Raw genomic sequence first — 12,583 nt, forward strand, 5'->3', positions numbered from 1 at the left:
CGCCACACCACACAACTGACCAGCGGCAGCGTCACCGGTCGGCGGCGGCTCCGGTCTCATCGACGTTCTGGTGAGAGCCGAGAGCCAGGTAGACGGCGTGCACCGCGAGGATCCGTTCGACCTCGTCGATGATCGGGGCGAAGAACTCCCGTCGGTGGTCGGCGTCGGTCATCGAGGTGATGGCGAAGTACATGCTGCCGAACGCGGCGATGAGTGTGGCGTTGCGCAGGAGCGCGAGCGGGGCGTCGGGCAGGAGGACCGAGTAGGCGGGCGGCGATCCGATCCACTGTTCCGCCGTTTCCGGCGTGACCACGATCAGGCCGAGGACGAGGAAGAAGAGGAACAGCCCGAGACCGAACACAGCGGCCTGCACCAGCTGACGGAGAGCGAACAACAACAGCAGGTTGCGGACCTGGCGCTTGTCGAGGGACACGGGGTCGAGTGCCGCACGGGGTGTCAGCCCGACGATGTCCACGGAGGCGAGGGGGGTGCCCTGACACGCCCTCGACAGCAGGGGCGGGCTGAGGTCCTGCTCGACCCGCCCGATCTCGTCGCGCAGGCGGGCGGCGGCGGCGAGCACCGTGACTCCCACGAACAGCACGACGATCAGGGCGAGTCTCAGCCAGGAGAGCCTGTTCATGGCCTGCCACAGTTCGCCGGTGAAGAAGATGAACAGCGTCACGAACAACATGGGCGGCAGGGCTCGCCCCATCAGGTGCACGCTGTTGCGCAGGTCGTGGGCAGCGTGCCGGATCGCACGGCGCATCAGTGCGCCGACGCCGTACGCCGTCGCGGTGGCCGTGGTGACGAAGACGGCGGCGAAGAAGACGACGAACCCCAGGAAACCGGCGCCCTTGCCGCCGGGCGGTGTGACGGTGTCGTCGACGGCGACCTGCAGCAGGGGGACCGCGATCGGCATCGCCGCATAGGCGCTGAGGGCCACCACCATGGCCTTGGGCGAGACGCGGGGCAGTCGCCTGACGAACAGCCTGATCGTCGCCCAGCTGGCCAGGGTCACGACGGCCACGGTGCCGAGCAGGACCCACCGCCCCGAGCCCACGCCCTTGAGCGGCACGAGCCAGACGAGACTGGCGAGAGTCACGAAGCAGAGGGTCGGCAGCATCCGGGGAAGGACGTTCCTGGCGAAGCCGTACCCTTCGATCATGGTGGGCGTGCCTTCGCGGACGAACCAACGCTCCGTTCGGCGCAGCACGTCCGGTGCGGCGGCCACTCGCAAGGTTCCACCATTCCTGGGGCGGACAATTTCGCCGCGATCGTACAGCAGTCGCAATATGGCGGGATGCGGTGGCCGACGTCCGCGCGGCGGTCAGCAGGCCCCGCCGCCCCCCTTGACCAGACGGAGGCCGACGGGCGGACCGGCCGACGGTGTTCCGTGCAGCGTCGTCGCCCAGGTTCGGCCCAGCGGGTCCCCACCGAGCAGGGTCGCGATGCTCGGATAGTAGGCGGCCCCCATGTTGCTCATGTCGTCGGACCACCCGAGGACCAGCTCGTCGTTGAACGCCGCGTGCATCGACGGGACGCGGTCGAGGGAGACCTTGGCGGTGAACCCTCCCACGAGCGGGTTCGACTTGGTGCGGTCGAGCGCGGGGAGGCAGGTTCCCTTGGCGCCGCGGACCGCCTTGGACGCGTTGACGATCCTTCCGGTCAGCCGGCCATCGGCGGTCGAGCCGGCGAACTCGAATCGGACGGGAAGAGTCTTGCTGGTCGCGTAGTCGCCCCGGGAGGTGCGGGCACCGATGGTTCCCTCCATGGCCCGGCCCGCGAAGACTGCTCGCAGGACGGCCTTCTTCTCGACGATCACGACCGGTTCGAGCTTGGTGACGGTGCCCTTCACGATCGTCGCGAGGTGGACCGCGCTCGCGTCGTCGGCGCGCCCGTTCTCGAAAGCCGCCTTCAACCGCTTGACGACGGAGGCGGACAGAGGCAGATCGCCGGCGCGGGTGTGGAAGGTCGGAGTGCCGCGCTTGAGTGCCCCGTAGCGTTGTGTGCGGGACGGGTCGCCCGGCAGTCGGATCGGCTTGCCGCCGCGGAACAGTTTCGTGCAGTGCAGGACGCCGTTCCGTGTCGTCGAGGCCGCGCAGACGTCGGAGAGCCGACCGGGCGCGGCACCGGTGGCGTCCAGGTGCGTGGCCGCCTCGCCGGCCTGACATCCGGTGAGCAGCAGCGCTGCGATCGCGACGGCCGTCGCCGGACGACGGAGACGGGAGCGTGAAGTCGTGTTCATGACGGCAACACTGCCCTTCGGAGTCTGAGGCGTCTCTGAGGGGCGTATTCAGGATTTCCTCAGCTTGGTTGAGTGAGACTGTCCGGATGCGCCTGCTTCTGGTCGAGGACGAGCGACGCCTCGCAGATGTCATCAAGTCCGGGCTGGTGGACAAGGGTTTCGCGGTGGACGCGGTCGGTGACGGGAACGAGGCCGTCTGGATGGCCGGAGAGCACCGGTACGACGCGATCGTGCTGGACGTGATGCTGCCGGGCCTCAACGGATTCGCCGTCTGCCGGAAGCTGCGCGACGCCGGGAACTGGGCACCGATCCTGATGCTGACCGCCATGGACGGCGAACTCGACGAGGTCCGGGCGCTGGACAGCGGGGCGGACGACTACCTGGCCAAACCGTTCTCCTTCGCGGTGCTGCTGGCGCGGCTGCGGGCCCTGGTCCGCCGGGGGACGCAGGAACGGCCCGCCGTCCTTCAGGTGGGCGATCTCCAGGTGGACCCGGCCGCGGCCTGCGCCCGGCGCGGCGACGTCCACATCGCGCTGACACCCAAGGAGTTCGCGGTGCTGCATCTGCTGGCCCGCCGGGCGGGCCAGGCGGTGGCCAAGGCGGAACTCCTCAGCCACGCCTGGGACTTCGCCTTCGACGGCGACCCCAACATCGTCGAGGTCTACGTCAGTGCCCTGCGGCGCAAGATAGACGCGCCGTTCGGGGTGCGCACGCTGACGACGGTGCGGGGCTTCGGCTACCTGCTGGAACGCCCATGAGCCGGTTGTCGGTGCGGATGCGGGTGACGCTGGCCGCCACCGTCATCGTCGCCACGGTGCTCACCGCGGCCTCCCTGGTGCTGATCCTCGCGGTGCGCGACAGCCTGGAGGGCGGTGTCGCGGACGAGGCCACCCGCAAGGTCATCGCCCGGGCCACCGCACTGCGGAAGGAGGAGCCCGTCCTCACCGCTCCTCCCCCCGATGACGGCGCGGAGCCGTCGCCCGAGCCCACGCCGGAGCAGAGCGGGAACGGTACCGGCGCCGACCCGGACGAGCCGACGGTGACCCTGGCCGACGGTTACGCCACCGCCAGCACGGTCGTGAGCACGCTGGACGGCCCGGTGACCGTCCGGGCCCGGGTCTCGCTGGCGCCCGTACTGGACGCGCTGAGCGTGCTGGAGCGACTTCTCCTGGTCGGTGTTCCGGCGCTGGTGCTGCTGATGGCCGTCATGACCTGGGAGCTGATGGGCCGCGTGCTGGCCCCCGTGGAATCGATCCGGGCGACCTTCGCCGACATCACCGCCAAGAACCTGCACCGGCGGGTGCCCGAACCGGTGACCCGCGACGAGGTCGCCCGTCTGGCCCGGACCATGAACGCCACCCTGGGCCAGCTGGAGTCCGCGGTCGAGCGGCACAAGCAGTTCGTCGCGGACGCCGCCCACGAACTGCGCAACCCCGTCGCCACCCTCAGCGCCCGACTCGAACTCGGGCTGCCCCTGGCCCCCGACCTGGTCACCGAAGCGCTGACCGACGTGGCCCGCATCCAGGCCCTGACCGGTGACCTGCTGCTGCTCGCCCGACTCGACGGCGGTGAACCCCTGATACACACCGAGGTCGACCTGGCCCAGGTGGCGGCCGGGGCCGCCGCACGTCCGGCCCCGGTGAGGATCACGCTGGACCTGGAGGCCGACGTCGTCGTCCAGGGCTCTCGCGCCCACCTGGAACGGATGGTCGCCAACCTGGTGGCGAACGCCGTCCGCCACGCCGTCTCCCAGGTCACCATCCGGGTCACCGCGGACGGGCTGGACGTCCTCGACGACGGCCCGGGCATCCCGGCGAACTCCCGTGAGCTGGTGTTCCGGCGTTTCCACCGGCTGGACGAAGCCCGGGCGCGCGACGCCGGCGGATCGGGACTCGGCCTCGCCATCGCCCGCGACATCGCCACCCTCCACGGAGGCACCCTGACCGTTCGGGACACCCCGCGGGGCGCGCACCTGTCCTTCCGCATGGCCCCGCCCGCCGAGCGGAGCGGCAGAGCCGGCGCGGTGCGGGGCCGTGCGGCTTCCTGAGAGCGCCCGGTTCACTTCGCACTCGGCGCGCGCAGTCGCTGTTCCAGGAAGGAGACCACGGTCTGCCAGGAGAGCGTCGTGGGGCGCGGCTGTGTGGTGCGCCCCTGCTGGGCGGTCTCCTCGTAGGCGTCCCGGCGGGTCTCCTGGTCGGTGAGCATGGCGGCGAACGGGCCGTGCCCGGCGCGCGGGAGGGAGATCAGGCGGGCTTCGTCCCCCGCGGCCGCCAGCTTCTCGTACAGCAGGCGGCTCTGGTGGTACGGCACGAAGAGGTCCCGCTCACCGTGGACGATCAGGAACGGTGGGGTGCGGCGGGCGCCGATGTGGGTGAGGGGGTTCGCCGCGGCGACCTGGTCGGGGCAGTCCTTGATCGGGCAGCCGAGCAGGAGCGACTCGGGCGAACGCGGGTCGGAGTGGCAGCCGGTGAGGCCGAACACCGCGTTGAACGGCTTGCCGGAGTCCACCATGTGGGCGTCCATCTGGAGGAAGTCGGTCGGCGGGTAGAACGGCACGGCCGCCTGGACGGCACTGGAGGGGCCATGTGTGCCGACGTCGCCCTCCAGGTGGGGGATGTCCCCCGTGACCGCCGCCATCGCCGTGACCCAGCCGCCCGAGGAGTCACCCATGACGGCGATGCGCCCGGGGTCCAGGTGGTAGGTCCTCGCGTGCGCGCGCAGCCAGCGGATCGCCGCCTTGATGTCGTGCAACTGGGCGGGGAACAAGGCCTGTCCACTGGAGCGGACGGCCACTCCGGCGACGGCGAACCCGCGCGGGTTGAGCTGCGCGGCGACCTGGTCGGCGCCTTGGCGGCCGCTGTCCGCCAGCCAACCGGAGCCGCTGGAGAAGATCACCAGTGGCGCGGGCCGCGCGCTGCGCGGGAGGTACAGGTCCAGCAGGTGGCCCTGGGTGCCGGGCGGGTCGGCGGGCGCGTAGGCGAGGTCCTTGGTGACGTGCACGTTTCTCGCTCCGGGGTGCTCGCGGGGGCGGCGGGGGCCGCGGTGAGGAGCAGGACCGCGACGACCGCCTCCGACCGTGTTCGCCGTGGACCCCGCACGCTGTTCGCCTGATGAAGCCGCATTCACTGATCCTGCGGACATGAGCCTCGGGGGCATGTCGGGGCGCTGTCAACCCCGCACGGCCCGGATGCGGCACGGCCGAGCCCCGACCGAATCGACTTCAGCCATAAGCGACCCCAGCCGTACGCGACTTCAGGACAGGCGGGGAACTCGCGGCGCGCCACGTCTTGACCCCGCCGGGGCCGGGCCCTAGCGTCCCGCTTGCTTGTTCGGCCCACGAAACATTGTGCGTAGCGCGCACATACCAGGAGGAGCCGTATGCGAAAGCGTGTTCTCGGTTGTGCCCTAGCCGTGGTGACGGTCGCGGCGGCGGCCGGATGTGGATCCTCCTCGTCGTCGAGCGGCGGTTCGCCGTCCTCGGACGGGAAGACCACGCAGGTCACCGTCGGCATCATCCCGATCGTCGATGTGGCCCCGCTGTACCTGGGGCAGAAGAAGGACTTCTTCGGCAAGCGCGGCATCAAGCTGAAGATGGAACTCGCCCAGGGCGGCGCCGCGATCGTCCCCGGTGTGGTCAGTGGTCAGTTCCAGTTCGGCTTCAGCAACGTCACCTCCCTGATGATCGCCCAGACCAAGGGAGTGCCGATCAAGTCGGTGGTCAACGGGGCCGCCTCCACCGGCGACACGGGCGACGACATCAGCGGTGTCGCCGTCAAGAAGGACAGCCCCGTCAAGTCCGCGAAGGAGCTCGCCGGCAAGAAGGTGGCGGTCAACACCCTGCAGAACATCGGCGACACCACGGTCCGTGAAGTGGTGCGCCAGGACGGTGGCGACCCCTCGAAGGTCAAGTTCGTGGAGATGCCGTTCGACCAGATGCCGGCCGCCCTGGACGCCGGGCAGGTCGACGCCGCGTGGATGGGTGAGCCCGCGCTGACCATCGCCAAGGGCCAGGGCGCCCGCGTCGTCGCCTCGCCGTTCGCCGAGACCGACCCGAAGCTCACCATCGCGACGTACTTCACCTCCGTCAAGCTCCTCAAGGAGAACCCCGACCTGGTGAAGAGGTTCACCGAGGCCATGACCGAGTCGCTGACGTACGCCTCCGAGCACCCCGACGAGGCACGTCGGACGCTCACCACCTACACCAAGATCGACGGTGCGGTGCTGAAGGACCTGACGCTGCCGACCTGGCCCGCGGAGTACGACATGGCCTCCCTGGAGAAGCTGGCCTCGCTCGGCGAGGAGGACGGCATCTTCGGCGGTAAGAAGCCGGACCTGGACGCCCTGTTCTCATGACCGGGCCCACGACCTCCTCATGACCGAATCCGGGAGCACTCCTGTGCTGACGAAGACGCTCGCCGGCGCCGGGACCGACAGGGGTCCCGGCGGGCCGGGTGGCGGCCGATCCCGGCGCACACCGGCCGGACTCGTCACCCCGCTGCGGGGACTGGCCGGCCTGACGGGGCTGGTGGCGCTGCTCGAAGTGCTGCCACGCACCCCTCTGGTCTCCGCCGACTACCTCCCTCCCGCGTCGAAGACGGCCGAGGCACTGTGGCGGTTGCTCGCCGAGGACGCGTTCTGGACCGCGCTGGGTGACACTCTGACCGGATGGGGCCTCGGCCTGGCCATCGCCGTCGCGGCGGGGGTGGTGGCCGGCATCGTGATCGGTTCCGTGCCCCTGCTGCGGGCGGTCACCGCCTCCACGATCGAGTTCCTGCGACCGATCCCGTCCGTGGCCCTGATCCCGGTGGCGGTCCTGCTCTACGGCACCGATCTGAGGTCGAAACTGCTGCTCGTGGTGTACGCCGCGTTCTGGCAGGTCCTCGTCCAGGTGCTGGCCGGCATGCAGGACGTCGACCCGGTGGCCGACGACACCGCCCGCAGCTACCGGTTGGGCACCTGGGGACGGGTGCGGTACGTGATGTGGCCCACCGCGCTGCCGTATGTGATGACGGGCGTGCGGCTGGCCGCCACCGTGGCCCTCGTCCTCACCATCACCGCCGAACTCGTCATCGGGGCACCGGGGTTGGGCAACCAGATCGCCGTGGCGCAGACCTCCGGAGCCGTGCCACGGGTCTACGCCCTGGTCCTCGTCACCGGGGTGCTGGGCGTCACTATCAACCTGATGGCGCGGGCGGTGGAGCGGCGCGCGCTGCACTGGCACCAGTCCATCCGCAGGGAGGGATGAGCCCCATGACCCGGACGACGTCAACCGTCCTCACCCTCGTCCGGCGTGCGCTGCTGGCCCTGGGTCTGCCCGCGGTCCTCTTCGCCGTGTGGTGGTTCGCCACCGCCGGGAGCACCGACTTCTACGTCCCCCCGCTCTCCACCGTCCTCGGCAGGTTCGGGGAGGTCTGGACGGGCGAGCGGCTCCTGTCCGACGTCGTACCGAGCCTCGCGCGGCTGGCCGCGGGCTATCTCCTCGCCGTCGTCGCCGGAGTGGGGATCGGCCTGGTGGTCGGCACGAGCCGCGTCGTACGCGACGTCCTGGAGCCCGTGCTGGAACTCTTCCGGGCCATACCGCCACCGGTGCTCGTGCCCGTCATCATGCTGTTCGCGGGCATCGGCGACACCATGAAGGTCATCGTCATCGTCAGCGGCTGCATCTGGCCGATCCTGCTCAACACCGTCGAAGGGGTCCGCGCCGTCGACGAGGTGCTGAGCGACACCTGCCGGTCCTACGGCATCACCGGACCGTCCCGGCTGTGGCACCTGACGCTGCGGTCGGCCAGCCCGCAGATCGTCACCGGCATGCGGCAGGCGCTGTCCATCGCGATCATCCTCATGGTCATCAGCGAGATGTTCGCCGCCAGCAACGGGCTCGGCTTCACCATCGTGCAGTTCCAGCGCTCCTTCGCCATCCCCGAGATGTGGAGCGGCGTGCTGCTGCTCGGACTGCTCGGCTTCGTCCTGTCGCTGCTCTTCCGGTTCGCCGAGAACCGGGTCCTGGCCTGGTACCACGGCCTGCGCCGCGCGCAGCGCAACCCCTGACAAGGAGACGAGCGATGCTCGACGTACGCGACCTTCAGAAGATCTACACCGGACGGCACCGCAACGTCGAGGCCCTGCGGAACCTGACCTTCCACATCGACGCCGGTGAACTCGTCTGCCTGGTGGGCCCGTCGGGCTGCGGCAAGACCACCCTGCTGAAGTGCATGGCGGGACTGCTGTCCCCGACCGGCGGCGAGGTGCGCCTCGACGGCAGCCCGGTCACCGGGCCCCCGCCCGGCATGGCGGTGGTCTTCCAGGAGTACGGCCGCTCCCTGTTCGCCTGGATGAACGTCCGCGACAACGTCGCCCTGCCCCTGCGCCGCAAGAAGCTCGGCAAGGCCCGCGAGAGGGAACTCGTCGACCACGCCCTGGAGGTGGTCGGGCTGGGCGACGCCCACCGCGCCCACCCCTGGCAGCTCTCCGGGGGAATGCAGCAGCGCGTCGCCATCGCCCGCGCCGTCGCCTTCGGACCGAAGGTCCTGCTCATGGACGAGCCGTTCGCCGCCGTCGACGCGCAGACCCGCGCCGAACTGGAGGACCTCATCCGGCGATTGTGGCGTGAGCTGGGCGTCACCGTCCTGTTCGTCACCCACGACATCGACGAGGCCGTCTACCTCGGCCAGCGCACCATCATCCTGTCCACGTCACCGACCGTCGTGCAGGAGGACCTGACCATCGACCTCCCCGACGAGCGCGACCAGTTGCACACCCGCTCCAGCACGCGCTTCGCGGAACTGCGGTCCCACGTCTACGAGCAGATCCAGCGCGCCAAACACCACAACGGCGACATGGAGGCACCACCCGCCGACCGCAGCGACGACCTCGCCCCGCAGACCACGAAGTCCTGACGCGTCCGCCGCCCCGGAACCCGTGCGTCGGCCGCATCGCGCGTCACCGGCTTCGCCGCCGGTCCCCCGCGTTGACAAGGCATCAGGAACCCCACCCCAGGGACAGCCGCGGAGGGTCCATGACATCGACACACGGAGCGCCGCCCGCCGACCCCGCGCTGTCGCCCGTGCCCCCCGTGCCGCCTGAGGAAGCCGTCACCCCCCTCATGCGCGGGATCGCCGTGCTGCGCGGACTCACCGATGCCGGAGGGGCGGCGACCCTCAGTGACCTGGGACGGGCCACCGGGCTGGCCCGCTCCACCGTCGACCGGGTCGCCGCGACCCTCGCCCGCATGGGATACGTCCGCCTCGACGGCAGCAACGCCGCCCTGGCTCCCCGTCTGATGGAGCTGGGCAACGCGTATCTGGCCGCCCTGCGCCTCCCCGACCTGCTGAGCGGGCACGCCGACGCGCTCGCCGACGCGCTGGACGAGTCGGTCTCCCTCGCGGTGGCGGACGGTGACGGCATCCGGTTCATCCACCAGGCGATCCGTCGGCGCGCCCTGTCCCTGAGCTTCCGCATCGGCGACCTGCTGCCCGCGGAACGCACGGCTCCGGGCCCGCTGCTGGCAACGGAGTGGAGCGCCCAGAACTGGGCTCGCTGGCGGGAGCGACAGCTGGCCGACCCCGAGGACCTCGGCTTCCCCGCCATCCCCCGGCGCTCCCACGATGCCGCCACCGCGGACTTCCCACGACGGGTGGAGGAGGCACGGCTGCGGGGCTGGGCCCTGGACGACCAGTTGATCGAACCGGGCCTCGTGGCCCTGTCCGTCGCCGTGCGCACGCCGGACGGCCGGATCGCCTGCGTGGCGAGTGCCGTGAGCCACACCAGCAGACACAGCGCGGACTCGTTGCGTGACTCCCTCCTGCCCCGACTCCGCACCGCGGTCGCCGCCATGGAGCGAGAACTGGCCATCGCACCACCGCCCGAAACGCCGAGCGGGCCCAACCGGCCGAGTGGACCTATTGGAGCGATGGGAGTGAATGAGGCGAGCGGGCCCGATGCGCTGGAGGGGCTGAGGGGGCCGACCGGCCTCGCCGCCTGGACGAGCGCCTCCAAACAGGAACTGGGCGGGGAGTTCATCACGTCACTGGCCCGCGGCCTGGCCGCGATCACCGCGTTCGGCGAGGGCCGCGCCGAACTGACGCTCTCCGAGGTCGCCGAGCGCACCGGATTGCCCCGGGCCACGGCGCGCCGGGCCTTGATCACCCTCCAGCACCTCGGCCATGTCACCGTCGAGGGGCGGGCGTTCCGGCTCGCGCCACGGGTCCTGTCCCTGGGGTTCCCGCCACTGTCCAAGGCCACGCTCACCCACATCGCCCGCCCCCACCTCACCGCTCTCACCGACCGGGTGAAGAACTCCACGTCCCTGGCCGTGCTCACCGACGACCATGTCCAGTGCGCGCTCTCGCTGACGGCGGGCCGCATCATGGACGTCGACATCGCGGCGGGCTCCCGCGTCCCCGCCTACGCGACATCCGCCGGCCGGGTCCTGGTGGCGAGTCTGCCGGCCGAGAGGCGTGCCGTGTGGCTCGCCCATGTACGGCTGGAGGCGCTGACCCCCCGCACCGTCACCCGGCCCACCGACCTGGAGGCGATACTCGAACAGGTCCGGGACGACGGGTACGCGCTGGTCGACGACGAACTGGAAGAAGGTCTCCGCTCCGTCGCCGTGCCGGTGCGTGACCGAGAGGGGGTGGTCGTCGCGGCGGTCAACGTCCACATGCACAGCGGGCGTGGCCCGGCCGCCGAGTGCGTCATGGACATCGTGCCGGAGCTGCGCGCCACAGCCGACTCCCTGGAGGCCGATCTGCACGTGACGAGCCGCTTCGTACACGTTCCCATCTCCTGAAGGGCCCCCTTGGGCTTCGAACTCCCCCTCTCCCCCGCTCCCGCACCCCACGGGCCCTTTGCCCTGCGAGGCAGCCACGCCGTCCACCAGGGAGCCGTCCCGGCGCCTCACCCCGTTGCCGGAGGGAGGCGCCGGTCTCCTGGCGTGGTGGTCAGTTCTCCTGGCGCCAGCGCTGGTTCGCGCCGCCCGAGCAGCTCCACAGCTGGATCTTCGTCCCGTTGGCGGTGCCCTGACCCGCGGCGTCGAGGCAGAGGCCGGACTGCGCCGCGGTGATCGTGCCGTCGGCGCCGACGGTCCACTGCTGGTCCGCCTGGCCGTTGCAGTCCCAGATCGCCACGGGGGTGCCGTTGCCCGCGGACTGGCCGACCCCCAGGCACTTGTTGCCGTAGACGACCAGTTGCTTGCTCGCGGTGTGGGTCCAGCGCTGGTTGGAGCCGCCGTTGCAGTCCCACAGCTGGGCCTGCGTGCCGTTGGTCGTGGTGGAGTTGTTGATGTCGAGGCAGCGGCCGGACTGCTGGCCGACGATCTTCTGACTGTCGGAGGGCTGCGGCGGTGGCGTGTCCGAGCCGAACTGGGTGAAGAACTGCCACACCGCGCCCGACGTCCAGGTGCGCCAGCCACTACCGGTGGACCCCTCCAGCGGACCGGGGTCGTGGCCGCCGTCGAACGCCGCCCAGACGACGGGGTATCCGGCCCTGCAACCGGAGTACGTGGTGATGATGTGCCGGAGGCTTCCGGACGCCGGCTCGGGCGGGTTCTGCCGGGTGCAGCCGTTGTTCCGGACGAAGGTGTCGCGCAGTTCCCGTCCGAGGGAGATGGGCAGCACGTTGTCCCTGAGTCCGTGCAGACCCATGTAGGCGATGGGCTGGGTGCCACCGTTGCATCCGCTCAGGTTCGCGCCGGAGTAGACCGCGACCGCGCGGAAGACCGTGGCCCGCGAGCAGGCGATGGCGTACGACATGCCACCGCCGTAGCTGAAGCCCGCGGCGTACAACTGGGCGGTGTCGACGCACAGGCCCGCCTGGAGCTGGTTGACCATGGCGTCGACGAAGGCCAGGTCCTGGCCCCCGGGGTTGGCCCAGCCGTTGCCGTTGCCCTGGGGGGCGACGAAGATCGTGCCGTTGTTCGCCGTGTCCGCCAGGCGCCGCAGACCGTAGTAGGACCAGTTGTATCCGTCCGTTCCGCCCGAGTCGACGTCGTTGGCCGTACCACCCCGCCAGTGGAAGCCGAAGACCAGCCGGTAGGGGCGGTTGCTGTCGTAGCCGGCCGGGAGCCGCAGGATGTAACTGCGGGTCTGGCCGCCGCTCTGGATCGTGCGGGTGCCGCTGCTCAGCGCCGGGGGCTTGCCGCAACCGGCGCTGCCGGCCGCCGCGGCTTTCGTGGCCGAAGGGGGCGCGCCGGGGGTGCTGCCCGCGGAGGTTCCCGCAGTTGTCAGGACGAGGATCAGCGCGGCGGCGAGGGACATCAGGAGCGGTTGGCGTCTCATGTTCTCCTTCTTCCGTGCTCGATGGATGGAAGGGGAGTGCCGGTGGAACGGGGGTGCCGTTGGA

General features: G+C 70.7%; 11 protein-coding genes. 7 read left to right on the forward strand and 4 right to left on the reverse strand.

Annotated elements, in window-relative coordinates:
• Positions 1-31 precede the first annotated feature (31 nt).
• Together AOK15_RS00700 and AOK15_RS00705 are read right to left on the reverse strand one after the other, a co-directional pair.
• A complete protein-coding gene (locus tag AOK15_RS00700) occupies positions 32-1,165 on the reverse strand; it encodes a hypothetical protein (RefSeq protein WP_148087284.1) in 1,134 nt (377 codons plus the stop codon).
• Positions 1,166-1,327: 162 nt separating this feature from the next.
• The gene (locus tag AOK15_RS00705; RefSeq protein WP_055511555.1) at positions 1,328-2,245 is read right to left on the reverse strand and encodes a hypothetical protein; all 918 of its coding nucleotides are present in this window, start codon (positions 2,243-2,245) and stop codon (positions 1,328-1,330) included.
• 86 nt (positions 2,246-2,331) lie between these two features.
• On the opposite strand from AOK15_RS00705, the gene AOK15_RS00710 reads away from it, so the two are divergent.
• Both AOK15_RS00710 and AOK15_RS00715 read left to right on the forward strand, forming a co-directional pair.
• Positions 2,332-3,003, forward strand: a complete 672-nt coding sequence (locus AOK15_RS00710; RefSeq protein WP_055511557.1) for a response regulator transcription factor — start codon at positions 2,332-2,334, stop codon at positions 3,001-3,003.
• Positions 3,000-4,292, forward strand: coding sequence for a sensor histidine kinase (locus tag AOK15_RS00715; RefSeq protein ID WP_055511560.1), 1,293 nt, complete (start codon positions 3,000-3,002; stop codon positions 4,290-4,292). Before AOK15_RS00710 ends, AOK15_RS00715 begins: the two co-directional genes overlap by 4 nt.
• 11 nt (positions 4,293-4,303) lie before the next feature.
• On the opposite strand, the gene AOK15_RS00720 is transcribed toward AOK15_RS00715, so the two are convergent.
• On the reverse strand, positions 4,304-5,245 hold the full coding sequence (locus tag AOK15_RS00720; RefSeq protein ID WP_240508249.1) for an alpha/beta hydrolase: 942 nt from the start codon (positions 5,243-5,245) through the stop codon (positions 4,304-4,306).
• A gap of 378 nt (positions 5,246-5,623) precedes the next feature.
• Between AOK15_RS00720 and AOK15_RS00725 the strand changes: the two genes are divergently transcribed.
• From AOK15_RS00725 to AOK15_RS00745, 5 genes are all read left to right on the forward strand, one after another.
• A complete protein-coding gene (locus tag AOK15_RS00725) occupies positions 5,624-6,598 on the forward strand; it encodes an ABC transporter substrate-binding protein (RefSeq protein ID WP_055511562.1) in 975 nt (324 codons plus the stop codon).
• Positions 6,599-6,617: 19 nt separating this feature from the next.
• Positions 6,618-7,490, forward strand: a complete 873-nt coding sequence (locus tag AOK15_RS00730; RefSeq protein WP_079058232.1) for an ABC transporter permease — start codon at positions 6,618-6,620, stop codon at positions 7,488-7,490.
• A 5-nt stretch (positions 7,491-7,495) separates the two neighbouring features.
• Positions 7,496-8,293 (forward strand): ABC transporter permease, encoded by a 798-nt coding sequence (locus AOK15_RS00735; protein ID WP_055511564.1) that lies wholly within the window; start codon positions 7,496-7,498, stop codon positions 8,291-8,293.
• Between the two features lie 14 nt (positions 8,294-8,307).
• Entirely contained in the window at positions 8,308-9,141 is an 834-nt protein-coding gene (locus AOK15_RS00740; protein WP_055511566.1) for an ABC transporter ATP-binding protein, read from the forward strand.
• Between the two features lie 119 nt (positions 9,142-9,260).
• Complete coding sequence (locus tag AOK15_RS00745; protein ID WP_055511568.1) at positions 9,261-11,033, forward strand: IclR family transcriptional regulator domain-containing protein; 1,773 nt, start codon at positions 9,261-9,263, stop codon at positions 11,031-11,033.
• A gap of 151 nt (positions 11,034-11,184) precedes the next feature.
• Here AOK15_RS00745 and AOK15_RS00750 read toward each other — a convergent pair whose 3' ends face one another.
• Positions 11,185-12,498, reverse strand: coding sequence for a ricin-type beta-trefoil lectin domain protein (locus tag AOK15_RS00750; protein WP_055511570.1), 1,314 nt, complete (start codon positions 12,496-12,498; stop codon positions 11,185-11,187).
• Positions 12,499-12,583: the final 85 nt, after the last annotated feature.

Origin of the sequence: Streptomyces ossamyceticus (assembly GCF_001418475.1) — a bacterium.
Classification (GTDB): Bacteria; Actinomycetota; Actinomycetes; order Streptomycetales; family Streptomycetaceae; genus Streptomyces; species Streptomyces ossamyceticus.

What these genes read in the sequence shown, in the direction of transcription:
- AOK15_RS00700 (WP_148087284.1), bottom strand. Translation starts at nt 1,165, where the DNA reads ATGATCGAAGGGTACGGCTTCGCCAGGAACGTCCTTCCCCGGATGCTG.
- AOK15_RS00705 (WP_055511555.1), bottom strand. Translation starts at nt 2,245, where the DNA reads ATGAACACGACTTCACGCTCCCGTCTCCGTCGTCCGGCGACGGCCGTC.
- AOK15_RS00710 (WP_055511557.1), top strand. Translation starts at nt 2,332, where the DNA reads ATGCGCCTGCTTCTGGTCGAGGACGAGCGACGCCTCGCAGATGTCATC.
- AOK15_RS00715 (WP_055511560.1), top strand. Translation starts at nt 3,000, where the DNA reads ATGAGCCGGTTGTCGGTGCGGATGCGGGTGACGCTGGCCGCCACCGTC.
- AOK15_RS00725 (WP_055511562.1), top strand. Translation starts at nt 5,624, where the DNA reads ATGCGAAAGCGTGTTCTCGGTTGTGCCCTAGCCGTGGTGACGGTCGCG.
- AOK15_RS00730 (WP_079058232.1), top strand. Translation starts at nt 6,618, where the DNA reads ATGACCGAATCCGGGAGCACTCCTGTGCTGACGAAGACGCTCGCCGGC.
- AOK15_RS00735 (WP_055511564.1), top strand. Translation starts at nt 7,496, where the DNA reads ATGACCCGGACGACGTCAACCGTCCTCACCCTCGTCCGGCGTGCGCTG.
- AOK15_RS00740 (WP_055511566.1), top strand. Translation starts at nt 8,308, where the DNA reads ATGCTCGACGTACGCGACCTTCAGAAGATCTACACCGGACGGCACCGC.
- AOK15_RS00745 (WP_055511568.1), top strand. Translation starts at nt 9,261, where the DNA reads ATGACATCGACACACGGAGCGCCGCCCGCCGACCCCGCGCTGTCGCCC.
- AOK15_RS00750 (WP_055511570.1), bottom strand. Translation starts at nt 12,498, where the DNA reads ATGTCCCTCGCCGCCGCGCTGATCCTCGTCCTGACAACTGCGGGAACC.